The organism is Paenibacillus sp. MDMC362 (genome assembly GCF_003269305.1).
Classification (GTDB): Bacteria; Bacillota; Bacilli; order Paenibacillales; family Paenibacillaceae; genus Paenibacillus_AQ.
Genome location: NZ_QLYT01000038.1, coordinates 38,504 through 64,677, shown reverse-complemented (window position 1 = coordinate 64,677; position 26,174 = coordinate 38,504). Strand labels below are relative to the sequence as shown.

The window sequence follows — 26,174 nt, the reverse complement described above, 5'->3', positions numbered from 1 at the left end:
TGCCGCCGTCTACAATCTCGTTTCGATCATTCGGTATTCCTTGTCGCTAAGCTGATCCACGTGCGGGATGACGAACCGGTTACCGTCGACGTCGATGATCAGCAGGCGGTTCTCCGCTGCAAACTTGACGCTGCCGCTGCCGTTTCGCACCGTGAACCGGCACCGTCCGGCAGTCGTTTCAACTTCCCAATAGGAATAGCCGAACTCCTCGCTTACGGCAATCACCTTGGTAATTTCCGGGGTAAAATAACGGATCTTCAACTGCCTTTCAATGATAGAAGCCGTGCTTTGCGGAAAAGCGTCAAGATAGCGGATCATACCGATCTCCTTGTTGTCCGCCGTTCGAATCGACAGGAAGGAGCGCTGGTTCGTATGCGGGAAGGAGCAATGAACGTAAACCGGCGAATGCACCTCGCCTTTGGTCCAGACGGACAGCAGATGGCCCGTCGTCTCCGCAAATTCCGAATTGCTCGGTGTCAAATAACGGATGCCCGCGGCATCCGCCAGCTCCATTCCCTGGTGCTCTTCCATCCTCATGCGATGATTTCCCCTTTCATTTTAAGCGCTTCATCATGTTTGCGAACGAGCTCCCGGTAGACGCCCTCCATCGCCATCAACTGGTCATGCGTGCCCGCTTCAACGACGGCGCCCTTGTCCATCACGACCAGATAATCGGCTTGCCTTAGCGTGGACAGCCGGTGGGCGATCGCGATCGTGGTCCGTCCTTTGACGAGCGAATCAAGCGCCTTCTGGATTTGCAGCTCCGTCTCCGTATCGAGTGAAGCGGTTGCCTCGTCGAGAATGAGCACCTTCGGGTTGTGCAGCACGGCCCGCGCGATCGACAGCCGCTGCTTCTCCCCGCCGGACAAGCTGTAGCCGCCGGAGCCGATCTCCGTATCGTAGCCGTCCGGCAGCTTTTGAATGAAATCGTGCGCGTTCGCGATTTTGGCCGCATGCAGAATGTCCTCCATCCGGCAATCGGGATCGGCGTACGCGATATTTTCTGCGATGCTGCCAGTAAAAATATAGATATCCTGAGAGACGATGCCGATATGACGACGCAGTGAAGCAATTGAAAGCTCCTTGACATTGACGCCGTCGATCCGGATCTCTCCCTCGGTTACGTCGTACAATCGTGACACGAGATTGACCAGCGTCGACTTCCCCGCTCCTGAATGGCCGACGACGCCGATCATTTGCCCAGGTCTCGCGCGCAGGGAAACCTGCTTCAAAATCGGTTTGTTCGGCTCATAGCCGAACGAAACGTTGTCGATCTCGATGTCGCCTTTCATTGTCACTAATGAAACGGCTCCGGGACGCTCTGCTACGCTAGGTACGGCGTCCTGGATCTCGAAGATACGCTGCGCAGCCGCCATGCAATTGGACCACCAGCCGATAATATTATTCATGAACTGAATCGGCCCGTACAGCATCATCATATAGTTGACGAACGTAAGCACGGAGCCAAAAGACATCCGGCCTTGCATCACGTACCAGCCGCCGAACGCCCAGATCAATATTCCGCCCGCCTGCGTTAGAAAATTGAGAATCGGAAACACGGTTCCGCTCCATTTATTAAAGCGCTGCTCGGCCCCGGAGAATGCATCGTTTGCTTGCTGAAAGCGGCTGATCTCCATCTGTTCTTTACCGAATGCCTTGACGACCCGCGAGCCGCGAACCGAATCGCTGATGATCGAATTCAGAGCGCTTACCTTGCGGTGTCTCCGCCATGACAAACGCCACAGCTTCGGGAACGCAGTCCGGACAAGCCAGAAGACCAGCGGCATCGGCAGCAGGCAGATCAGCGTAAGCCGCCAATCCATCCACAGGAGCACGGCAATGATGCCGATGATGTTCATCGCATTCACGATGAAGTAAGAAAGCCCGTCAACGAAAAAATATTGCAATTCCTGTGCGTCGTTGTTCACGCGGGTCATAAGATGGCCGGTCTGCCTGCGCATAAAAAAATCGAGCGACAACCGCTGCAACGAGGTAAATACCGCCGCTTTCAAATCGAAGGCAACCTTTGCCGCCAGCTTTGCGATGATGGTGCCGAACAAGATGCCGAACAACAGCGACAGCGTTCGGAATGCGAGGATGATCACGATGACCAGACCGATCCGCCCCGCAAAAGCGCCATTGCCGGCAAGCGCCTGGTCAAACAGCACGGTGCCCTGGAAATAAGGAATGACGAGACCGGTCGCCGAGTTCAGCAGCATAAACAACACGATAAAAAAGTTGGACAGCCTATACTTGCCCGCAAATGACAGCAAACGTGCGAATACGGCATGCCTCTTCATGCATTTCGGACAGAATGGCCTGCCTTCTTCGGGGTACATCAATCCGCATGTCGGGCATGAGGCCCCGTCCGATTTTCCGTCAATTTCGAAGGCTTCAAACGGCTCGTTGTTCTTCCATTTATCGAAGGCTTGCGCAAACCGGACGGCCTGATTCATATGGCCGCTTGTGAATGCACCGATCACTCGCTCCTCCTTCTCCTTGGCAACGACCATGCCGGAAGCGACCAGATTAACGATGGTCACGGCTTCGAGCCGTTCGAGGGGAATGCGTTCCCAAGCCCAATCGCCGGAACCCGCTTGCTCCGGCTTGCCGGCAGCTTTGCGCCGGCCGGCTGCATAACCCGAAAACGTCTTCTCCTCCGTAACGCCGCTGCCGCGAAAGATGTGGAGGTGTTTTCGGGACAAGACGAGATAGCTTTCTGAAAAACCGCCGTCCGGCAGCCGGTCACACTCCATCCCGTGCAGGAGATCAGCAGCTTTTATACCGTTTTGGTCCAAAATGGACACAATGTCCTTCGGCAATAACATCATGATTTTATCCTTTCGTTTGTGACTGAAAGTAAAAAGCCCGGCCAACATGGCGCAAGGCTTCCTTCTACATCAGTTATCTTTAAAAAGGAGCTGGGAAAAATGATACAAGTCGTTCTTCCATACGGGCCAATCGTGTCCTCCGCTTTCCTCATACCAAACGTGAGGAACCCGATGCTCCGACAAATACGCGTGCGTCCGGTCGCTTATCTGCTTCAGATTGTCTTCGTCGCCGCATGACAGCCACAGCAATTTGATCCGTGCCGACGTTTCTTCCGGATTCGGGACGAGCTGCTCCGGAGATTTCGTATTCGGAGCCGGGGAAAAAGCGCCAACCCATGCGAAGCGGTCAAGATGCTTCAAGCCGATATTCAGGGATTGCCCCCCGCCCATGGACAGCCCCGCAATCGCACGGTTTTCCCGGCCTGTCGAAACCGAATATCGTGACTCGATAAAGGGAATCAGATCACTTAGCAGATCGATTTCGAACGTCTCGAACGCTTTGATTTTGTCCGGAGCAAACAGGTCCCCTTCAGCCCGATCATTCGGCATCGCACGGCCATTCGGAAACACGACGACCATGGGCGCGAGTTTCCCGTCTGCATATAAATTATCTAGGATCGTCTGCGGATCGCCATGACGGTGCCATTCCGTTTCATCACCTCCGATGCCATGCAGCAAATAAAGAACGTTGTACACGTTGTCTTCCGCGTACCCCGGAGGCGTGTAGATCATTGCCTTTCGATCATTGCCTACCGTTTCGGATGCATATTCCACCGTTTCGATTTTCCCCCTGGCGATCTCCCGCGGAACGTCGTATCCAGCCGGTGCCGTCTCCTTCATATTCCTCTCCCCTTCATCTTATTGATTGAGCGCCGCTTGATGTCCAATCAAGCTTACCCTCGGAACGTGAAGCGATTTAATGCAATCATCTTATGGGACGTAACCGAAGCCCAGAATCGTAAATCGCTTATCCTCGTGGCCTTCCGCCATCTGGATCTCTACCTCATGTTCTCCTGACTTCGACTCGTTGTACAAAATCACGGCGCTGCAGTGCGTCCAATTGACGTCATGCGGATCGGCGGTCTTCTTCAGCTTCCCGTCTACCCATATCTTCGCGGTCCCGAATGCCCGGCTTCCCGAATCTTTATAAACAAGGATAAGACGCTTGCTCCGGATGGTCATCTTAAAGCTGTGCTCGCCGGAATCGGCCGTGTGCATCCAGTTGTGCGGAAATTGCGGCGTCCCGTATGCATGATCGTCCAGCTCCGCCACTTGCAGATCCGTGTCGGTGCCCGAAAAACCGCCGGGATCAATGCGGGCGATGCGATCGCCATTCCTGCGATCGAGCAGCTGCGTTCCGAAGAAGTCATTTCCGATCAGCGGAGGCTGTTCATCCGTCAGGTCCTCCTCGTGGAGGGAGGAACGATCGGTTACTTCGAATAACCAGTCCAAACAATCGGCCATCACCCGATGGCCCGCATTGGTTGGATGATAAATGTCGTAGAAAAACTGTCTTTTCGTTATCACGTTCCCTTGCTCCTTGGTCCATCGGAACTGCTCCGTGACCGCATCCTTCACGCTGACCATCGGAAGATTGTAATGCCAGCCGACCGGGGCCAGACGGTCTTGCAGATTCCAGTCGTTCACGAATACGCTGAACAGCAAAATCACCGCGGGTTTGTGATCGGCGCAAAGAGCCTTAAGCACCAGGCTCTCGTAACAATTTCCTTTCGTTTCGTCGCCGGCGTCGTTGACGGCAAACTCGATAATCACAATATCCGGCCGTACCTCCCCTTCTCGAAGCACGTCCCGCTCATAGCGGACGATGCCGAGCTCCGACGGCGTGCCGCCTACGCCAGCTTTGACAAGACGAATCGGGCTGTCGCCGGCTGGTGCAAACCTTCGCTTGAACAGGTCATAGGATTGGTATGCGTAGCATTGGGAATGGAGCGGAACAGCGCCGGCCCCTTGGGTAATGGAACCGCCGATATAGGCGATGGTTACGGGCTCGCCCCGCTTCGCTTTTTCGATTGCCGCCTTTAATCGTTTATTATGACCCGGGCTTATGAGCGATTTCTTAATCATGTCTTGATATGCTTGTGATTCCACATCGACCGGGGGGTCGACTGCAGCCTCGGGGACTTGGTAACCGTCACGAAGATAGAATACGATGCTGACCGTTGCCAACACGCCCTCTCGTTCAAACTCGAAGACGAATTTGCCTGGAACATCGTCATCCGGATATCGATCTTCGTCGTTATCCAGAACCAAGAGCGTTTCCGTGCCGTTCGCTGGACAGGTTATACTCTGCCGGGATCCCGTTTCGTATGGATTCGCATTTCCCCAATTCCAAAATGTGAACAGAACGCTCGATACGTCCCGTTCATGCGCATGAACGGATATTCCGATACTGTCCACCAGCCGGCGAAGACCCCTGCTGCTCTTTAGCAGCTCAAGAATGGCTTCATCCGTCACACCCCCGGTAAATAGGGCTTTATCGACGAGCTGACTCCCGTCCAGGTATATCTCTTGCGTGTACTTCCCATCGGGACGAGTCGTCGCTTCGATGATCGTCTCATACAGGATGTACAGTCCGCGGCGTTTGACTGCAGGATCCTGCGGTGCCACTGGACCTTCCGTTTCATTTCCCGCTGGCGTGAAATGGCCTGCCATCATTCTTCATCCTCCTCACCTTGCCGCTCTCCACCTGTACGGCGGCGTCAATTTACGTTGAACAACTGCCATTGCTGATGCAAATCCCCTCGATAAGGATTCTGCTGGAGCTTCGCTCCGTCTGCGGACGAACCATCCGCCACTTCGACGGCTTTATTGCTGTTCGCGTTAAGGATGCTCCAGTATCCGTTGCTTAGCTTGATCAGACGGAATCGCTGTGCTTGATTCCCATAATCCTGCATGAGCTGTATTGCTTCCCCGTTGTTTGTGGAACCGTTTCTAACATCCATCACCTTGCCGTCGCTCGAACTGACGCTGCGAAGCCGGTATACATTGTTGTATGCTCCCATATCGTCCACAACCCATCGCTGGGCCGTGGCGTTATTGTCCGGCCATTGCTGCAGCTGCAGCGAATTGCTGTTTTGTCCGCCCGGGACGTCGATCACCTTCCCTGAGGCACGGTTCACGATTTTATAGGTTTCTCCCGATAAAATACCGTTCCATATGCCGTTCCATGGATGAAGCTGCGCACGTTCGTAATACCATTCGAAGATGAAGCGGGCCATGCCGTCCCGTGCCGGATCGCCGTCGAAGAGCAGCCCTGCCGTCGGATCGGCAAACGTGCTTCTTGCCCCCGGCTGCAGAAGAAAACCGTTCATGTGGACCGCGATGCTGACGTTCCCGGCTGCCGTAAATATGGCCTTGGTGTTTTTGCCGAAGCCTTCATTCGAGCCGTTGAACAGCTCCCAGTACTCCGAGTCTCCCGGCAGCCGTTTGAACCAGGTCGTTTCCGTAATATTGATCGGATAGTTGTCCGCGCAGGGCTTAATGTTGGTATCCCATTGCTGCTGGAGTATCGAGCCGTTATCCTTTGCTCCGTAGCCCGGGTACCAATGCACGGCATATCCGATGTTGTTCAGCGGATCGGTTAGCGGACGCGTGGCGCATAACTGATAATATTGATCCCATCCAAGGCCGGCGGCCCATATCACGTTATCTGCCCCTTGACTGCGGATCGTGGAAATGATGGAATTTTGAAAATTGCGCAGCGAGTCCCAAAACGCCGGAAATTCGGGATCGGACGGGTGTCCTCCCCAGCGACCGTTCGCATAAGACAGCACCGGTTCATTGATAATCTCGAACATGACGTTGTCCGCGCTTTTGATCGCAGGCTGTGCCGCAAGAAATCCCCAGATTTGATTAAATTTCTCGAGATTGGCTTGCGTCGTTGCCTGATTATCCTGGAGCGTGAAGTCGAGGCCTAGCGTAACGTAGATTCCCTTGGTCTTGGCATACTGGATATAAGGCACGACGACGTTCTGCGTAAAGGACTGGAGACCGGCAAAATTATACGTTCCGGCCGCCACGTCCCCCATGTCTTCACGATCGATAAAGAGCCTGACCTGGTTCATATACCAGCCGTGACTGTTGCCGTACTTCGGAGAGGTATCGGAAAATGTGTCGGTAATATCCTTTAAATACGCCAAAATGGCAGCATGACGATTCCCCCCGCTCCGGTTCAGGTAGTAATCGCTTCCCTGATACGTCCAATACGAGCCCCCGGGCTGGTGCCACCCGCTGAGGACAACGGGCTGCCCCTCGCTGTTTACCAGCTGATTGCCGCTGACGCGAAGCTTGGACATCGGCATGCCCGACCATGCGTCGGCTGTGCCATTATGGAGCTCCAGCATTGCCGGCAGCAGGAGCAGCACGGCCAATAGCAGCTTTAGCGTCCATCCTGTTTTTTTCATACATCGATCAGCTCCTCTTCTCTTCGGTTACGCGCTCTAACGCTCGGCTTTTTCGTAACGAAAATAATCGAAGTCGGCATGGCCGCCGGTTTGCCTGGTCGCATAATAATAAAGCCCGATGCGATAACCCATAAAGTGATCCAAGGTATACCGCATGTTCAGCTCACCGCCGATCGGCATCCAATCAGCCCCGTCGACAGAATAATGAAAGGAGGCCACATCTTTGCTGTTCTCAAAATCAAAATCAATTCTCAAATGCACTTCCCTGCCGCGATACCGAATCGTTTCCAGCTCCTTCTCCCTGCCGCTCCCATCGTTTACGCTCATCGCTATGAACTTGTCGCCGTTCTCCGCGACCTTGACGCCGACGGTGCCGAAATGGCTTTGCAGGGCAACAAGCCCTGCATGATCACCGGGCTTCATATGCCCCGTGTCCAATAAGACAGTCCCCGTGCATGCCGGCCCTTCCGTGCGCTGCGTCAGCGTATTCCGGGCCTGCAGCACGCCCGCCGGTGCCAGGCTTCCTGTTGTCAGCCTTAGGAAACCGGGACGTTCGGTCACGGACCATAACCGATGATCCGGGTTGTGGTTCCACTGCCAATTCAGAGCCAGCTTATTCGATTCGTATTCGAAATCATCGCTGATCACGAGCGGCTTCACAACGGCTTGCGGCAAGTCGACCTCAAACCGTTCCGGCACCTTGCCTTCGATGCCGAACACGGGCCAATCCTCCTCCCAGGCTACCGGGACCAGGCAAGGGATTCTCCCGACGGCATCATGATCCTGGAACAGCATCGCGTACCACTTGCCATCCGGCGTATCAAACATCCCGCCTTGTGCGATTCCCTTGTTATGGTAGCCGAGATCGTCATCCAATACGATTCTTCGTTCATAAGGGCCGAGCAGTTCCCGTGACCGGTAACAGATTTGTCTGCGCCGGCCGCTGCCGAAACCTGCCTTCGGCCATTCGATGAACAGCAAATAATAGTAACCGTTGATGCGGTAGGCATGGCAGCCTTCGCAGCGCAAGCCGATGCCCTCCGTTTCCGTTTCAAAGAGCCGTTGGTGAATTCCGTTCGGCATAAGGGCGTCTGCATCGGCGGTCAGCTCGGTGATGTAAATGTCCCCGTTGCCGTAGATCACGAATACCCGGTCATCCTCAAAAAGCAGGCCCGGATCATGCCGCAGTCCATCGATAACGGAACGCTGCCACGGCCCCTGAACGATATTATCTGTGCGGTACACGTAAAATTTCCTGGTATCGTTGCTGGAGAAGCAAACATAGAATGTCCCCCGGTGATGGCGCAGGCTTGCCGCCCAAGAGCCTTGCCCGTAGATATTCTTGCCGCCTTCCAAACGATGGGCCTCGTTGTCTTCGAGCGTATCGTATACGTAACTAACGATTTCCCAATGCATCAGATCCTCGGACCTCATGATCGGGCAGCCCGGCATCGAATGCATGCTCGTACTGACCATATAATAGGCGTTCCCTACACGGATGGCATCCACATCCGGCACGTCCGCCCAAATGATCGGATTCGTGACATGCGTCTTGTTCATCTGATGGATTCCCCTTTCAACCTATGGCGACAGCCGAAATACGACTTACGAACGTATCTCTTGGAATGTTCTTTCGGGATTGGCTTCCTTCAACAGGTTCCAATAGGATTCCTTCGGAAGATGGTTCTCGTCGAAGACGAACGGCCAATTTTTGCGGCCCCTTACCGGAAAATGATCCAGCCAGGTATAATCGTCCGCCGCTCCCCAGAAGGTCACGGAAGTGACGCTGCCGCTGTACTCTTTAAGCAGACGGAACAATTGACCGTAACGCTCCGCCTGGCGCTCAAGCATTTCTTCCGTCGGCGCCGCCAGATCGGTCCGCTTATCCTCATGCGCGAATACGGATACGTCAAGCTCCGTGATATGCAGCATCATGCCAAGGCTTGCATATCTTTCAATTGCCCTGCGGATATCATCAAGCGATGGAAAATCCAAATTCCAGTGGGCCTGAAGCCCGACGCCGTGAATCGGCACATCCTGCTCCTTTAACGATTTAAGGAGCGTGTAAATCTTCTCCCGCTTCTCGGGCACCGATTCGTTGTAATCGTTATAAAACAGCAGCGCTTGCGGATCTGCCTCGTGCGCGTATTCGAAAGCCTTTGCGATAAAATCCTCCCCGATCAACGCAAGCCACGGGGAGGAACGAAGCAGATCGCTTCCACTGTCGGCAACGGCTTCGTTTACGACATCCCAAGCATAGATATCTCCTCGATAACGGCCAACGACCTCATCGATGTGCGCTTTCATCCGCGCGAGCAGCAGCTCGCGGCCGGCCTTGCCGCCGGAGCTGTCTTGAAATACCCATTCCGGCGTCTGATTATGCCATACGAGGGTATGTCCTCTCACCGACATTCCGTTCGATTTGGCAAACGATACGATCTGGTCGGCTTGCTCGAATGTGTACACCTCTTCCGATGGGTGCAATCGCTCGAACTTCATTTCATTTTCCGCCGTAACGCTGTTGAAATGGTGTGCCAATAAATCCTTTTGGGTCACCATCGTGATCGGATTCACGGCAGCTCCGGTTTTGAAGCTATTTCCATAGGCTTCATGAAGGCTGGGCAATCTTTCCATGCTTTTTCTCATCACTCGGCTTTCTCCTTATCAACGTTTTTTTTAGTGAGCGGCAGTAAGGTATGCGCATTCATCCTCGTTAGCCCGGCAATCCGAAAACTTCGGTCTATAACTCAAATCTTGCCGCCTTAACAACGGCCCAAAACGCCGGTTTGGGCTGATGCTGTCGGTCGAACAGCAAAGGCGCATTGGTACGTGCGACCGGAAAACCATGAAGCCAGGTATGGTCGTCGGCGATGCCCCAAAAAACGACGCCGCTGAAGATGTCCTTGTTTTGACGGAATGCCTTGAACAACTCGCCATACCGATCGGCTTGCAGGTTCAGGATTTCATGCGGAAGATCTTGGCCGTAATCACTACGGTCATTCCACGCATAAATGCTCATATCGAGCTCGGTGACAAGATTGTCGAGGCCCAGCTCCGCGAATTTTCGCATCGAGGCGATGATGGAATCCACCGATGGGCCATAAATGTCAATATGCGTCTGATGTCCGACCCCGTCGATCGGAACACCTTGCTCCAGCAAATCTTTCACCAGCTGAAACAAAAGGTCCCTTTTCACAGGGTTATCCGTGCCGTAATCGTTAATATATAGCTTTGCTTCGGGTCCTCCTGCTTCCCGAGCCGCTCGGAATGCCGTTGCGATGTAATCGGTACCGGCTATTTTATACCATTCGCTCGCGCGCATTCCGTCCGGATCCCCCGGTTCAATGACTTCATTCACTACGTCCCAAGACGTAATCTCGTCTTTATATCGGCCGACGATCGTCCTTACGTGGGTATCCAGGCGTTCAAGCAGCAATTTTTTGTTCGCTTCCTGGCGCTTGGGGTCTGTCTCCTCCACCATCGGCTTGCCTTCCGCATCTTGGAAAAACCATGCCCCGACTTGGGTATGCCAGACCAGCGTGTGGAAACGGACCTGCATGTTGCTCTCCTTGGCAAATTCCACGATCCGGTCGGCATTTGTCCATATAAATTGGCCTTCCGACGGCTGGATCGCATCCGGCTTCATGACATTCTCCGCCACCAGCCAGCGGACATGCTTCTTCAGCAATTCCGATGTTGGACCGCTCGTCTGGTTCGGTTCGATCGCGGCGCCGATCGGAAAATCCTCCTCAAAGAGTTCATGCAGCGAGGGAATATCTTGTGATGCGGACGGCTGTGCCTGTGGCTCGGTTGACGCCGTTTGGTTAGTTCCCGCAGGGGATTCGGCATTCGGTTTCTCGTTCGACGCTTCGGAATCCCCTCTTAGCTCCACTGCTTCTTCCCCCGGTTTTCCTGGAGACTGACTTTCGGCGGGCGGCTTGTTACGGCTGCCCATTTGGGGCAGGATTAACAGGACAACGACGGACGCTGCTACCGCAGCTGCCACTGCCGTGGCCGCCCATCGGCCGCGTTTAGGCATTCGAAGCAAAGCATGACCTCCTTTCCACTTCGAGCAAGTGATAGGGATCCCGCTATGGGACCCGGCCCGAATAAATCATAACTCCATATTAGCGCTTACATTTTGTTGAAACAACCTGCCAAATTTGGGATCGTTCACCCGTCCAATCTCGGGTTGCCAATGTTTCTTCCGCGTACACAGGCTCCTTATATTTCTGTAAGAAGTAAATATCGGTTAGAAATATAAAAATCGGCACATTGTGATTCGGGTTTCTGTTCCCCATAATGTTATCAAACCGTATGAAAGCGTTATTACAACGAAGTTGGGGGGAAGCTTTTGTGCACGATGTTCTGTTTGTTGATCTGCAATCCTATGATGAAGCAACACCGGGAATCCGGCCGGATTGGAATGAGTTGAGATGCTCGCGGCGCCGCTGCGTCAGGTCCTCCTCGTCCGCCATGCAATTCATTGCTTTGGAGCCTTACACCTTGGTGATTATCCATGCGCTCGGCTCAGATTCCGAAGGTATGGAGCTATGCGCAAACATCCGGTGCGTAAGCCAGGTTCCCATCATTGTTACCGGAGGCAGCACGGATTTTTATTGGACCCGGAAAGCCTTGCAGCTGCAAGTTAACGATTATCTGCCTGCACCGTTCACGGTCGAAGAGCTCAACACTTGCTTACGGACGATCTCGCCGACACCCCATTCAGGTGACGGGCATCCGGATAATAGATTGTCCCATGTCCATGCGGAAAAGGAGGATCAGGTCATTCAAGAGGTCAAGGAATATTTGAAGGATTCGATGTACCAAAACATCACCTTAAAAGAAATTGCCGAGCGGATGCATTTCAACTATTCCTACTTGGTGCAGAAGTTCAAGTTCCACGAGAAAATGACGTTTAACGAATATCTGCTGCAACAGCGAATGGAGAAAGCGAAATTCTTGCTGACGCATACCGACATGAAGATATACGAAATCGCTGACGCGGTGGGATACAACGATATGGATTGGTTCTATAAAAAATTCAAGTCTTATGCCGGCGTAAGCGCTAACAAGTATAGAAAATTACAAGGCTCCCGTACGGTTCCGGTTCCCGTTGCTTCTGGCCAGAACTAACTTGTACGTACATTTTTACCTGAAGCACCTAAAAAGGCGCTGCTTGACTCACGAGCGCCTTTTTAGCTTGCCCTCATCACGTTAAGTATGGACGGGCTGTATATATGCATTCACAGCTCAAATTGCCATGCTTCGAAGTCAAATAACTTCTGATCCTGCTTTCCGGTAAATACGAAGTAAAGATGATGGATGCCGGATGCGCCTGAAACTTCAATGGATATTTCCTGACGCTGCTTCGCACCGGATGCTGGCGGTACGTTCACTGTGCCGATCCGTTCTCCTTCCGGATGGTCCAGCCGAAGCTCCAGGCTTCCTCCTCCTTCCACTCCCGAGACCCAAGCCGTAAACGCGGATGCTCCTTTCCCAAAATCAACATTGGCCACTGCGATCCAGTCCCGGTCGTGGATGTCCGTGACCGCCAATATCGGGCTGTCCTGCGAGTCTTCAGCAGCCGTAGACGGATTGACTTGAATTCCGGCATTCCATGCCATCGTTACTGCCTCCGTTCGCTGGAAGGGATTGTGCGGCTGGATCCCCTTCACGCCTTCCATATCAGCGTCTATCTCCCGGATGGTACCGTCCGTCTCGAAATAAACGCGGTTCAGATGGGTGGAGCGATAGCCTTTCGGAACCCCCATGGACTTTGACAACGTTTGGGCGTGATAGGCAATATACCAGTGTTGTTGGAACTGAAAGATGGCGTGATGATTATTCCCTCCGACCCCGAAGAAATGCCCGGGATTTTTCAATATGGTCCCTTGATACGTCCATGGGCCCATCGGATGCTCACTGACCATATAGGCGATTTCGCCGGGAGGGGGGCTATTCTCCGACCGCGTTCCTTCCGAGAAATTGGAGCAGTAGGTATAGTAGTACTTTCCGTCAAATTTGTTAATCCCTGAATCCTCGAACATATAAGGAGCCGGAATCGTGACGGCTTCGCCAAGCACGCTGATCATATCGTCGCCAAGCTGCATGACGCGAGCCGTATTCGGCATTTCGGCTTCGCCTTCCGGAATGCCGCCGCCAAAGTAGATATAGGCTTTCCCGTCGTCGTCAACGAGCACGGCGGGATCAAACAGCCACGTGACACCTTCCACGCCCGGCGTGTTTCTTGTGATCAGCGGCTTTCCGATCGGATCCGTCCACGGGCCAACAGGGCTGTCGCTCATCAGCACGCCGATGCCGCTGGCATTGTTGGCAAAATACAAAAAGAAGCGGTCCTCGCCGTCAATCACCTTATGCGCGGCCGCTGGCGCCCACGATTGCGTTGCCCATGCGGCAGCGCCGGTCGGTCCCGCGACCTGGATTGCTCCGTGATCGGTCCAGTTGACCAGGTCCGATGAAGAGATGACGGACAGCTTGTTGATCGTGCTGTAGCTGTTGTCCTTGACATTCCCGCCACCGTCATACTCCAATGCGTCGTACGTGTTATATAAATAAACACGTCCGTCAACTGCCAGCGCATAGGGATCCGCGCCGAATTTATGGGAGACGACCGGATTCCCGTTCGGCGGAATCTTGCTGATTGCGGCCGCAGCCTCCCCGCGGGTGCTGTCAGCATCCCGGCTCGCAGCATTGCCGCTGCTTCCCTGGCTCATCATTTCAGTTCCTGTTTTGCCGGCTTTGATTTCATCACTCATCTTGTCACTCAGCTCCTGGTTTAACATTTTTGGATCGTCTTGGCCACGACTCGCTAGGTTTGCAAAAACAACGATTATGCAAACGAAAGCAAATACGGTAGATATGACCAGTAACGGCTTTCCGGGCTTCATCCCTGAACACGCCCTCCTTCATCGTTACTTGGTGACCTGTCATTCCGATCTGGTCAGTCCCCACGCGGGTCGACATGAACGGAATTGTTCGTAAAAAGTGTACCTTTTGGTAATCAGGACAACAACCGGACATTCCATCTGAAAACACCGGGCAAATGACAGGTTGCCTGCCTATTTTACGAGATGGTCCCGGTACTCCTGCGGCGTTAAACCCGTCGCCTTTTTGAAGAAGCGGGTGAAGGAATGGGCGGCGTCGTATCCGACTAGAGGAGCCACGTCCCTTACCTTCAAATCCCCCTCCTTAAGCAGCTCCTTTGCTCTCCGTATTCGGCACTTTTCGATATATTCCGAAAGATTGATTCCGCGTTCTTGCTTGAACAAACGCGAGAGATAGGAGGGATTGAAAAAATAGCGTTCGGCTAGATGCACGAGGGTGATGTCCTGATCCAGATGCTCCTCGATATACTGGCATACCCGATCAATGACATGCGCGGTTTTGCCTCGTTCATCCATGCGCTTGAAATCGAAAATATCTTCGGCCGTTCGCCTCAAATACCGAAAAGCTTCCTTCATGGAATCATGTCCTTCCAAGTCCAGCAGCTTCCCCCGTTCACCGGTGGGGTCCTGAAGCCCAAGCCGGGTCAGCTTCGCATACAGCACAAGAGCGATAGAGTAATAGGCTTGTGCAGCATGCTGATGATGATCGTCTCCGTTCAGCACGAATTCCGACAATTGCTCCAATTCATTCATGAATTCGTTCTCCCTTCCGGCCTCCAAGTGGGCTTCCAAGATGCCCGCCTTATGGCTCGTCTCCACTCCTTCCTTGCAGTGAGGCGCTTGGGAAGAGTCGATTTGATCCTTCAGGATCATCGGAATGCCGTCACCCATCTTTAACTGCTGGAGCCTTCGCAGCCGTTCATATTGAGGGGTTACATCCTCCCACCGGCAGGGGAAGCCGCTTATGGTGAACGATACGGCAAGTCCCAGAGAATCCAGGCAGGCTTCCTGGATTAGTTCAAGCGTCCCTTCCAAATAAAGTACAAGGCGATCACCGGATGGATTCTCGGACCGCGGCTGAAGCATCCATAATAAATCCCCGTGTTTGTCCAGGACTCCGATGCTTCGGACATGCTCATCCATAAAAGAATTCCAAATCAGCCTCACCGAGCGATGGCTGTTTTTCTTTTCTGCATACGCTTTGCCTGCTGAATAAGCTACGCGGCCAAGAGCCAGCAGCACAGGGAATTTCGGATCCAATCCGATGTTCAAGATCCGGAAATCGCTCAGCATGGCTTCCTTCTCCTGTCCCAGCAGGCTGCTGTCCGCCACGAATTGCCGGAAGTATTCTCCCTGCTCCATCCATTCCAGCGCTTCGATCTGCACGCGGGACTGCATGAGCCATTCATTCATGCGGTTGCCGCGCTCGATTTCATGAATGACTTCCTTCACGACCTCCATGACCTTATCGAAGCCTTCCATCTTCAACAAATAGCGGACATTGGGCATCTGAATCGCTTGATAGGCGTAATCGAAATCGCTGTAACCGGTCAGAAAGATAATTCTGCACCTTGGCCAGAGAGCCCGGATGCTCTCCGTCAATTCCAATCCGCTCATGCCCGGCATGCGTATGTCCGTCAGGACGATGTCGATTCTCGTGCGCGACATCCAGTTCAGCGCTTCCTTGCCGGAGTATGCCCGGCAAACGTCAAGCTTCTCGGGCATCCACTGATGAAATACTTCGTACAAACTGTTCGTAATAATCTCTTCATCGTCGACGACCAGCAGTCTATACATGTTCATTCCCCTCCGTCAGCCTGATTCGAATTTGGACCCGCAGTCCGTTCAATGGACTCCTTGAAAGAACTAATCCACTCCTTTCCCCGTACGTCAGGGCAATTCGCCGATGGATGTTGATAAGTCCCGTCACTTCAGGGGATTCGGCGGATTCGGCAGTGCGTTCAAGCCTCTTATTTAGCATGTCGATATCGTTATCCGTCAGCCCGTTCCCGTTCTCTTCAATCACGATGGAAGCTTCTTGGTCATCCAGATGAAACGACACACGCAGCAAGCCTTCATCCTGCATCTTTTCGAGGCTGTGCTCGTAGGCATTTTCGATAATGGGCTGAATGATCAATCGCGGCACCTTGATGGCCTCCATTTCCTTCGGCAGCTCGCCGAATTCTACGCGAATGCGCCTTGAAAATCGGAGCTTTTGAATCTCGGTATAAATGCGGGAATGCCTCGTCTCTTCCAGCAATGGAACGTTGTCCGCATCATTGCGGGTAATGAATCGAAAATATTCTCCCAGCATGTTCGTGAACAACTCGATTTGCGTGACATCCCCCGTTTTGGCCAGGGAGCTCAGGATGAAGAAGCTGTTATATAAAAAGTGGGGATTGATCTGGGATTGGAGCTGTTTCAGCTCCGCCCTTTGCATCATGAGCTTGTGCCTGAAATTCTGGTCAATCAGATGCTGCAGCTTGAAGAGCATCTGATTGAATCGATCGTACAAATAGCCGAACTCGTCCCTTTGTCCGTGCCTGATCCGGATATTAAACATGCCATCCTCCATTTTTCTGAAGCTTTGGACAAGCAGAAGCAGCGGTTTATGAACCAATTTGTACGTCGAAACCGCATAGATGGCAATCGCTAAGAGGGTCGTGCCTGCAAACAGCCATGCCCAGACATAAAATTTACTTAACGGCCGTTTCACAGCCTCAGTGGGCAGGTACGTAAACACGGATAGGTCCAGCTTGTCGGAATACGCCTTGTCGATCAAATACCTGCCTGTGCCGATAGTCAGAATTTGACGATTCGCATGTTGGATGGCCTGCTTGGCCTCTCTCATTAAACGATCCGCCTCCTCATGGCTGGCCAGGGCAAAGCCGGACGGCTCGGAGACGATAAAAGCCCCGCTTTCCGGATATACGCTGATTTGCATCAGGGATTCCCTGAGTTTGCTCGCATCCAGTTCGATCTGAACGATCAGAAGCGGCTCTTCCCCTTTTCTAGCTCCGTATTTGGCCGCCACAAGATGGAAAGTATCGTCGATCTGCAGCAGTCTTTGATTGCCGCTCGCCTCTCCTGCATAGACATGGTTATACCGTCTCGAGTCGAATGCATTCATCGCGGTCATGGCCGAAATCGTTTTATCCATGCTGCGGATATGAATGAATACGTCTTTTATGTAGACACTGCTGTTTTTGATGGAGACCAGCCGCGGCAGCAAATAATGCAGGCTTGCTTTTCTTTCGACCGTGCTCATCATATCCCATGTCAGCACCATTTTGTTCAGTTCCTCATCCTGCAAAATATCGTATTGCTGAATTTCCAGCCATTCGATTTCCCGGTTCAACCCGTCCAGGTATGCCGAAAGCTGCGCTTGCGTATTTTTGGATACTTCCTGGCTAGCGTATTGGTAACTCCAGTTATACAGATAAACACCGAGAATGATAAGCGGAAGAATGACGAAGAGATAAGTAGCGACCAGTCGAATAAAGATAGTATTACGAATGGAATTCACGGGTAACTTAAGCAATTAAACTCCTCCGATGTGTGTGAATATGCGTGTTAATCGGCCGCCGGCCGGCCTTTAGAGCCAACCGTGCGTGTGCGGCATATTTTTTATGGACGGCTTTTTTTGTCCTCATGCCATTGATTCACTTCAGCCGTAATGTCAGCACCGCCAAGCCGATACCATTCCTCCACGAACCGGTCGAATTGTTCTACGGGCTCGCCGAGTATGATATTGGCAAAATAATCATGCTGAAGATTGTCCAGAATCGTTTGTTTTTCAATCATCGTTTCGGTCGGAGCGCCGGCAAAAGCATCGAACAACAATTGATGGTTTTCCTCGTATTGGTCGAGAATACTCATCGCACCGGACGGCCCGTAGATCTTCTCCCAACCCCAGCCCGATTCGCCATCTTCTGTCTTATTCAGATATCGATCGATTCGGCCTTGTATGAATCCGGGCTCGCCCTGTAACTGGGACGTCGTGCCCTGACGACGCGCTTCGGTGATTTGCCGATACGCCTTGAGATTTTTATCAGCCGGGAAAGGAGTCACGGGAGACAATCCCCACACGGGCATGACATTGTTGTAGTAAGTCTCGTACTCTGCCGTTTTGCCCCAATTTTTTTCAAGATGCAGGTTGAACATTTTGAGAATCGCTTCCGGGTAAGCAAAATCCTTTCTTACGGCGTAAAAAGAACTTGTAGTAAATTTAAGCGGAACCTTTGACGCTATGCCCGAGTCAGTAACAATGGGAAAAGCCTGCCACTCCGCATCGGGATCGACGCTGCGGCTGGACTGAAGCAAGAATGCTCCCCATTGCTCGCCATAGACCATGCCGATCTTCCTATCGGCAACGAGCTGTTTTGCTTTGCCTCCGTTTTTAAAAATGAATTCACTGTCGATTTCACGATTGTTATACATATCCTGAAGCGCCTTGAGCGCCTGTTTCACTTCAGGCTGAATGCCTCCGTATACGAGCTTGCCGCTCTCTTCTTCAAGCCATATGTTCGGGTAAGCTCCATAACCGGCCATGAATCCGGTTAAACCCATGACAGGGTCCCACAAATATTGGGTAGCCGCTATTCCATAGGTGTCTTGATGGCCATTTCCGTCGGGATCCTCCTCTGTAAACGCTTTCGAAATTTCAAGAACGTCATCCATCGTTTTTGGTGGCAACAGCTCCAATCGGTCCAGCCAATCCGTACGAATCCACAGAAACATCGCTTTTTCAATGGAGGAATCGGTCTCCGGGATGCCCATCAGCTTGCCGTCGATCATGCCGGATTCCAAGGTACCGCTCCCTTCTTGACGGTGAACTTGCTGTGTCAACGGCGAAGCATATTCCTTGTAAACCTGCGTCAGATCCTGAATCAAACCGGCATGGCTCAGCTGCCTGAGCTGCTGGGCATTGACCTTGACGATATCCGGAATGTCCCCTGAAGCCAGCATAATATCCAGCTTTTTGTGGTATTGCTCGCTTCTCACAGACCATTTGTATTTGATTTGGATGCCCAGAACTTGTTCGTACAACTGACTCCAACGATTGTCCTCCAGCGTTTCATCAGGCAATGCCTTCAGAATATCTTCCAAGCCGTCGCCGATTTCTCTCACAAACGTGACTTCGATCGGCGGATGATAGGCGCTTAAAGACTTATCGCTGTATATGCCCTCTCCCAGTGTTTTCCGATCCTGATTAGGGTCGATACCGCTGTTTTGGTGGCAGGACGCCAGCGTTGAGCCTAACAGTAACGCGCTTAACATGACCTTGGACAAGTTCTTTACAATCAGCAACAGATAACACCCTCTCCTATCGATTAATTGTATTATTATACTTTAATGACCCAAGCCCACAATAAACATTTATTTACTTCCTATCCCGTTATTTACGCGTTGCTCGTATGCAAATAAAAAAACCGCAACCCCTAGATTCGGGGTGGCGGTCTTCAGCTTGAAATGTTAACCCACGATGCCGGTACGCTCGATACTTTCCACGAAATAGCGCTGAACGAACAAATAGATGACGATCAAGGGAAGGATGGCCAGCAAAATGCCGGTATCCTGTACCATACTCAAATAAAAAGGGTCTGCCTTCGACGGATCGCCGCCCAGCATAATGGACAGGTTGTACGGCAGCGACGACAGCTGGGTGGACATGACTTTGCTTGAAGTCAGATACGTCGTCGTGTAGAAGCTGTCGTTCCACTGCCAGACGAAGGAGAACAACGTCGTGGTAATGATGGCAGGAATCGCGTTCGGCATCATGATGCGGGTGAAGGTGGTTCCGACGCCCGCGCCGTCAATATAAGCCGCCTCCTCCACTTCCTTCGGAATGCCGCGGAAGAATTGCCGGAAAATAAAGATGTACAAACCGGCTTTAAGCGAATTGGCGGTCAGCGAAGTCAGAATGAACGGCCAATAGCTGTTCAACAGGTTGACGGACTTGCCGGTGAGGAGCGGAATCAGGCCCATCAGCGTAAAGTCTTTCAGATTCAAGTAAATGGGAATGAGAATCGTGGTTGGGGGCACCAGAATCGTCAGGACGACACAGGCGAATAAAAGCTGGCTGCCCTTGAATTTCAAACGGGCAAAGCCGTAACCCGCCAGCGCGCAAGAAGCGGCCGTCAAGACCGTCGTCGTCGCGGACAGCGCAAACGTGTTGAACAGCGTTTCCCAGTAATCCATGATGCGGATCGCATCAAGGAAATTGCTCATTGTGAAATTTTCCGGAATCCATACGACGACCGGTGAATAAAGATCGGCCTTGTCTTTGATGGCCGTCGAGATTTTTTGCAGAATCGGATACAGAATGACAAAGGACAAGCCAGCGATCAATGTTAAACGTATGAAAGACCAGAGCCATCGTTTCCAGTTTTCGAGCGATAGCCACCGAGAAACCGACATTGCATTCACCTTCTTCTATTCATGGTAAAAGACCTTTCTGGATACAAAGTACGTGCTGATCAACAGGATGATGGAGATGGCCAAGAAGTAAATCCAGGCCATCGCTGAGCTAAGGCCGAAATCGAATTGGACGAAGCCCGTGGTCTTGATTAAGTCTGTCAGCTCATTTCGGGAGAACGAGTCGATAATCGTATAGATCATGTTGACCAGAATCAGCGGGCTGACCATCGGAAACGTGATTTTCCAGAAGGCTTCATAACCCGTAGCTCCTTCCATCTTGGACGCTTCGTACAGCTGGGGGGATATCGTCTGTATGCCTGCCAGGAAAATAAGGATCTGCACGCCGGATTGGCTTACGATCTCATAAATACGATCCACGGCTCCCGTTAAATAGTTTACGATCGTCTCGCTTACGCCGGCCTGAAGCATTAATCGCTCGAGTTCAAAGCTTCCCAATGCGTTAATCAGCCCGCCGGAACCGGCGTTCTGATCATTGATCGCCTGAACGAGGCTGCTGCTTTCCAGGGTCAGAATGACCCCGGAAGCAAGAATGACGGGCAGGAAGAATATCGATCTGGCAAAGGAACGGCCAAGGAATTTCTGATTCAGGACGACGGCCAGAAAGAGACTGAATATAACGATTAGGGGCACGTTCACCGCCATGTTCACGATCGCCTCGGTCAGCATCCGGTTAAAGCTGGTGTTGACCGTAAAGGCAGTCACGTAATTTTTCATCCCCATAAACGTAATGCCGATTCCTTCGGAATTTGCCGTTACGGTGCTAAAACTGTAGGTTAGGGAAGTCAGCAAAGGGATCAGGAAGAAAAAGATAAAGCCGAGCAGCCAAGGCATCACATATGCAATGCCCCATAATGCCTTCTGTTTCCCATAGCTTCGCTGCTTTCGCCCAAATCGCTGGGTTATGGATTTCATGGCGCTTCACCACCCGTCACATAGCTTTCAGCTTCAATCGTTACGCCATCTATCGTCATCGGTGCACGATTGTAATTCACGATGACGTAAACGCCGCTCTCGTATGTCGTCTTGAACACGCCGTCAGCCAATTCGTCATGCCCGACGATCCGCTCATGGCGAACCTTTTTCAGAAATGCATTGACTTCCTCATAGATGCGGGAGGCCTCGTCGATCCATAACGCGTAATTGGCAGAGAACAGTTCGTTATGCTCTGTGTCCTTTATTTTGTGATTAGGTTCATGGAACCATTGAAAATACACGCCAGCACCGTACTCCAAACACTTCAAAATATAAGGTTTGGCGTCGGTATACGCGGACAGGTTGTAAGGCGCACCCGTGTAATCGATATGCCCGCGGACAACCATTTGATAGAACGGAATTTCCGCGTCTTCGATTTTAAATCTGCTGCTAGACATGGGCGCATGGGTGATATCGGTTAAGAAAGGCAGCGCATAAGCATTTCCTCCGTCAGCCATGACCTGAAGATTGGCATCTGAAATCTTGTTCAGCGCATCCAGAGACAACTGCTCGGCCTCCGTACGGTCAATTTGACGATGCTTGCGAAAATCGCTGTCCAGCTCGGCGGCAAGATCACTCAGCGACACGCCAATAGCGCCGTATTTTCCATAATCCTTTAAGAAAGCTTCCGTGTAGCTACCTATGAACCGCGGCGATATGACATAGGCGGGCGAACCGGTCCGATCCCGCCGGTTCAGCGCCGGATTGAAGGAATAGATCTCTGCGGGGATGCCTCGCAGCGTTCTGGACGCCTCCTTCGCCTCGTTGAACCCGGAACCGGACAGCGCGGTAAGGATAGCGACATCCGGATACAGCTTTACCCCATTCTCGTTCGCATAGGATAACAGACGCCGAAGTCCCTTCTCTCCTCCTACCTGTTGATCAACGGAGACGCTGCCTGGAACCTCATGAGCCAGCCCATTGTTGAACCAGCCGCTATATTTCAATTTGATGTCATGGATGCCTCGCTTGCCCATCTCTGTCAGAATACTTTGCGCTTGTTCGAACGTTGTGAGCGGCTCCAGCGCCCGATACGGAATTCCTGCAAAATGCTTTTTCTTATAAATGCTTCCTACGAGCTGCAGATAGAACGGCATATTCTCTTCATTCCTCTCGGCAATTGCCGGGAGGCCTCCCTGTTGCTCCAAATAATTCCTGTAATAGGCGGCGAGTCCCGGATAGGAAGCCGACTGCTTGCCCACGAACGCATACCGGACCGAAAAATCGCTTCGCATCGGATCTTCCTGGAACTTCGGGAGCGAGCGCTGCTGGCCGTTTGCATCCAGGCTTAAGTCGCCTTTGTTGATTACCGTGAACGTCGGATATACGTAGTTATAGCTGTTCAGTCTGCCGCTGACGTCGGCATTGATCGCCGCGGCCGGAGCCCCTTCCTCGATGATGCCGATAAATGCCCCGCCTTCACGGATGATGCCGAACACCGGCAGCCTGACGTCCTGGCTGCTGTCCGCCGTTTCGATTCCGCTCATCGTTCGGTCCATTCCGTACACGCTCTGCTGGTAGGAAGGGTACTGCGTCTTGCCGTTATTAAAATGGATCAGCGCTCCCGATCCGTCCGGAACGAGGATTGAGCCCTTATCCTCCGCCCCCCCTGCACCGAAGAAGCTCAGGAACGAGATCGTGTTCACCGGATATTCAGCGGGGAAATCAATGCTGGAAACCGGAAGCTTGGCGATCAGACTGTCGCCGTCCAGCGTATATTCGATCGAGGCGTGAAATACCCGCGGTTCAGGCTTGGTCTGATCCAAATGGTTCTCCTCGATGTCCACCAGCAAATCGTCCTCGGTATATCCGGCATCCTCAAAGGCTTTAAGCGCACGCTCCAGCTGCAGACCTTTGAGCGCGCCGTCGGACCGGACATACACCCCTTGCTCGGCATCTTCCGTGTACGCGATTTTCAGCGTTCGCTGGCCGGCGCTGTCCAGCTTGCTTAACAGGTTCTGTTCAAAGCGGGACTTGCTGATCTTCTTGGGCATGTCGTCCATCGTTTTATTGTCCGTGCCGAACCGGTAGTTAACGCGAACGCCGTTTGGGATTTCCTCCATGCCGATTTGCTTGTAAGCCGCGCTGTCGGCGTGCGAATTGACCGAATTTATCTGTCCGAAGCTGTTATAAAAGTCAAGCTTCAACTGAGAGGACAACAAGCTTTTGTTCACGCCCGCAGCCAGCGGATCCGACTGATGGCCGGGGGGATTGCTGTGCCAAATTTCGCCGCTTGCCTTATGCACGACGGCGATCGCCCCCGTCTGATCGTCCGCTAGCAGCTGGAGCTGATCGTTCTCGGCAATGCCTTTCATGCCGTTGACGCTCGGATTGACGAACGATGACTTAAGGGCTGCTCCCGGCGTAAAGCTGTTGGCGGGCCCGTTGCCTTCATCGCCAGCTGCCTTAGCCGGTCCTTTATCCGTACAACCGGCCATCATCAGCGCTGTCAGCACACTGGCAGCAAGCAGCATGTATTTAGCGAAATTGCCCATCCTTCCTCCTCCTTAAGTTCTCATGACCAATTCTTGATAGATGACGGAAATAAAGGCCACGATCTGTTGGACCAAACTGAAAAACAGCAAACTGATAAAAGCCATAAACCCCATGGCGACCAGGGTCAGCATCATAATTCCGATCGTTTTGGACGGGGAAAACTGATGTACCGTCATATTGCCGACAAACAGCAGGTAAACGAACCAGAGAACCGCAACGGAGTTGGAAAAATAATAGAATGCGGTCTCTTGCAGCGACACGAGATTGCTGAGCCAGATCCATGGAAACTGTATGATCACGAGCGGCAGGAGCGCGAAGCAGGTCGACGTAAAAATTTCGACGAATTTGCCCTCGCCGTCCATCAAGGTCGTAAGCGACCAGTTAGCCACGCACCAGAACAAGATCGGTACGATCACATATACGATTTCCATGACGCTGTTCATGCTCTCGGGATTGTACACATGGACTAGAAAACCGCTGTACTGGCTCCCCAAAATGTTCGTAACGGCAACCAGAAACAATACGCAAAACGAGATGATCAACGTGAATTTTCGATTGCGATCGTATTTCAGGTCCCAATAGCCCTCAAAGGGATGAACCATGAGATTTAGGGGAAACCGAATCCATTCCCTGCTCATGCGGAAGCCCCCTTTCTTCGTTCCTTCACTTTCCGAAGCCTGGATGCGGCAAATATCCCGATTCCGGCCAAGCACAGTATGGTCATGATCAACGGAAAATGTTCCCTCATGACCGCTTTGCGGTATAGCAGGAATGCTTTCGAATAGTTTTTCTGATCCAAGCTGCGTTTGAAATGCATCATGGCACCCTTATAATCGCCTTGACGAAGCAAGGCTTTGCCGATCCCCGCATAGGCGAATTCCAGATTGGCATTCATGGCGATCGTTCGATTAAACAACGCAAAAGCGGTCTCTTCCTCGCCACGATAATAGCTTTTGACGGCTTCATTCAGCGTTCGGCCGTATTCGGTCGTTCGGAAGACGGTAATTTCGCCAAGCGCTTTATCCAATACAAGAAAATCCTCGCCGATTCGGTCGATGGCGGCCGGCGTATGAAATTGGCCCATTTGGTTCCCCAGCCCGCCGAACACGTACATCAGATGTCCGTCCCCGTTGTAAGTGAACACCCGTCCCCGCTTGCCATCGAGAATGGAGTATATCTCGCTGTCGGTAACATCGATGTCGATCAGCTTAGAAGGACCTTCGCTGCTGAGGTAAAGAATGTCGCCCTGCGGGTCGGAATACCCCGTTCTTCTTAAAATATCGCTGCCTTGCGCATTAAGCTTCTTAATGTTATTCCCCCACTGGTCCCCGTTCGTGGCATAGATGAACCCTTCCGAGTCAATATCCAGATTCGTAAACTCCGTAGGCGTAAACATGACCATCTGGCTGCGCTGCGCCTTGGTCGAGATTTGCTTCCAGAAATATTCGATTGGATCGATATAAACGCGATTCGCGCCGATGAAGGAAGTAAACGCCCCTTCGGCGTCGAATTCCATGAACCCGTCAAACACGCCGGCAGCCATGACGTAAATTCGCTGCGCATGGTCCATGACGACCCGCACGGGTTCGAATTTAAACGAATCCTGCAATAGCTCCGACTCCGGCGAATCGATGATCTTGATCAGTTGAAACTCCGAATCCAAGTGAACCACCCGTTTGTTACCGGTGTCCGCTACGAGCACCTCGCCGTTATCGGTCACGAAGATTCCTTGCGGTTGTAGGAATGCATCCGGCTCGCCCTCTCTTGTGAAGGAATCCACGGTGGTTACCAGCTTTAGATCATGGTCCAGCACAACGATCCGATTGTTGCCGGAATCCAGCACGTATACGCGATTGTCGGCGGTGACGTGGAGATCGCTCGGCTCTTGGAAAGCTCCCGTCCCCAGATCCGGGCCGCTTATCCATTCAGTCGCTACATAAGCGGCCGGCGCTGCCGCAGCATCGCCCCAATAGGAATAAATATAGGAGTCCGAGGCGCTCTCGGCGCTTACGTTCCCCGCTCCTGCCCCAACCCCCAATAAGCAGCAGATCATGATGAGGAGAGGCGTTTTCAGTTTGCGCAAGCTGTTCATCAATCTGACA

The 26,174-nt window shown here is 52.4% G+C and carries 18 protein-coding genes; 1 reads left to right on the top strand and 17 read right to left on the bottom strand.

The features are described from left to right. Nucleotides 1-9: 9 nt before the first annotated feature. From DP091_RS19325 to DP091_RS19290, 8 genes are all read right to left on the bottom strand, one after another. A complete protein-coding gene (locus tag DP091_RS19325; protein ID WP_113059827.1) occupies nt 10-537 on the bottom strand; it encodes a DUF1854 domain-containing protein in 528 nt (175 codons plus the stop codon). Then, nucleotides 534-2,831, bottom strand: a complete 2,298-nt coding sequence (locus DP091_RS19320; protein WP_113059961.1) for an ABC transporter ATP-binding protein — start codon at nt 2,829-2,831, stop codon at nt 534-536. Before DP091_RS19320 ends, DP091_RS19325 begins: the two co-directional genes overlap by 4 nt. Before the next feature lie 69 nt (nt 2,832-2,900). Further along, a complete protein-coding gene (locus DP091_RS19315) occupies nt 2,901-3,671 on the bottom strand; it encodes an alpha/beta hydrolase (RefSeq protein WP_113059826.1) in 771 nt (256 codons plus the stop codon). A gap of 90 nt (nt 3,672-3,761) precedes the next feature. Then, complete coding sequence (locus DP091_RS19310) at nt 3,762-5,504, bottom strand: SGNH/GDSL hydrolase family protein (RefSeq protein ID WP_113059960.1); 1,743 nt, start codon at nt 5,502-5,504, stop codon at nt 3,762-3,764. Between the two features lie 47 nt (nt 5,505-5,551). Continuing rightward, on the bottom strand, nt 5,552-7,255 hold the full coding sequence (locus DP091_RS19305) for an RICIN domain-containing protein (RefSeq protein ID WP_113059825.1): 1,704 nt from the start codon (nt 7,253-7,255) through the stop codon (nt 5,552-5,554). A gap of 36 nt (nt 7,256-7,291) precedes the next feature. Further along, entirely contained in the window at nt 7,292-8,815 is a 1,524-nt protein-coding gene (locus tag DP091_RS19300) for a glycoside hydrolase family 43 protein (RefSeq protein ID WP_113059824.1), read from the bottom strand. Between the two features lie 45 nt (nt 8,816-8,860). Next, on the bottom strand, nt 8,861-9,901 hold the full coding sequence (locus tag DP091_RS19295; RefSeq protein WP_113059823.1) for an endo-1,4-beta-xylanase: 1,041 nt from the start codon (nt 9,899-9,901) through the stop codon (nt 8,861-8,863). 94 nt (nt 9,902-9,995) lie between these two features. Further along, the gene (locus tag DP091_RS19290; RefSeq protein WP_113059822.1) at nt 9,996-11,303 is read right to left on the bottom strand and encodes an endo-1,4-beta-xylanase; all 1,308 of its coding nucleotides are present in this window, start codon (nt 11,301-11,303) and stop codon (nt 9,996-9,998) included. A gap of 308 nt (nt 11,304-11,611) precedes the next feature. Here DP091_RS19290 and DP091_RS19285 point away from each other — a divergent pair, with 308 nt between their 5' ends. Beyond that, entirely contained in the window at nt 11,612-12,391 is a 780-nt protein-coding gene (locus DP091_RS19285; RefSeq protein WP_113059821.1) for a helix-turn-helix domain-containing protein, read from the top strand. 110 nt (nt 12,392-12,501) lie between these two features. Here the strand turns inward: DP091_RS19285 and DP091_RS19280 are convergent, their stop codons facing one another. The 9 genes from DP091_RS19280 to DP091_RS19240 all read right to left on the bottom strand — a co-directional run bounded on the left by DP091_RS19280 (nt 12,502) and on the right by DP091_RS19240 (nt 26,167). Further along, nucleotides 12,502-14,166: a glycoside hydrolase family 43 protein gene (locus tag DP091_RS19280; RefSeq protein ID WP_113059820.1), complete on the bottom strand. Its 1,665-nt coding sequence runs from the start codon at nt 14,164-14,166 to the stop codon at nt 12,502-12,504. Nucleotides 14,167-14,337: 171 nt separating this feature from the next. Then, the gene (locus tag DP091_RS19275; protein ID WP_113059819.1) at nt 14,338-15,960 is read right to left on the bottom strand and encodes a response regulator; all 1,623 of its coding nucleotides are present in this window, start codon (nt 15,958-15,960) and stop codon (nt 14,338-14,340) included. After that, on the bottom strand, nt 15,953-17,704 hold the full coding sequence (locus tag DP091_RS19270; protein ID WP_113059818.1) for a sensor histidine kinase: 1,752 nt from the start codon (nt 17,702-17,704) through the stop codon (nt 15,953-15,955). Before DP091_RS19270 ends, DP091_RS19275 begins: the two co-directional genes overlap by 8 nt. An 86-nt stretch (nt 17,705-17,790) precedes the next feature. Next, nucleotides 17,791-19,476 carry an extracellular solute-binding protein gene (locus DP091_RS19265; protein ID WP_113059817.1) on the bottom strand — a complete coding sequence of 562 codons (1,686 nt, stop codon included), beginning with the start codon at nt 19,474-19,476 and terminating at the stop codon, nt 17,791-17,793. A gap of 162 nt (nt 19,477-19,638) precedes the next feature. Continuing rightward, the gene (locus DP091_RS19260) at nt 19,639-20,583 is read right to left on the bottom strand and encodes a carbohydrate ABC transporter permease (protein WP_113059816.1); all 945 of its coding nucleotides are present in this window, start codon (nt 20,581-20,583) and stop codon (nt 19,639-19,641) included. Nucleotides 20,584-20,598: 15 nt separating this feature from the next. After that, nucleotides 20,599-21,516 (bottom strand): carbohydrate ABC transporter permease, encoded by a 918-nt coding sequence (locus DP091_RS19255; protein WP_113059815.1) that lies wholly within the window; start codon nt 21,514-21,516, stop codon nt 20,599-20,601. Then, the gene (locus DP091_RS19250) at nt 21,513-24,071 is read right to left on the bottom strand and encodes a DUF5696 domain-containing protein (protein WP_113059814.1); all 2,559 of its coding nucleotides are present in this window, start codon (nt 24,069-24,071) and stop codon (nt 21,513-21,515) included. Before DP091_RS19250 ends, DP091_RS19255 begins: the two co-directional genes overlap by 4 nt. 12 nt (nt 24,072-24,083) lie before the next feature. After that, entirely contained in the window at nt 24,084-24,710 is a 627-nt protein-coding gene (locus DP091_RS19245) for a Yip1 family protein (RefSeq protein ID WP_007130191.1), read from the bottom strand. Beyond that, nucleotides 24,707-26,167, bottom strand: a complete 1,461-nt coding sequence (locus DP091_RS19240; RefSeq protein WP_113059813.1) for an NHL repeat-containing protein — start codon at nt 26,165-26,167, stop codon at nt 24,707-24,709. The genes DP091_RS19245 and DP091_RS19240 overlap by 4 nt, the downstream gene beginning before the upstream one ends. Nucleotides 26,168-26,174: the final 7 nt, after the last annotated feature.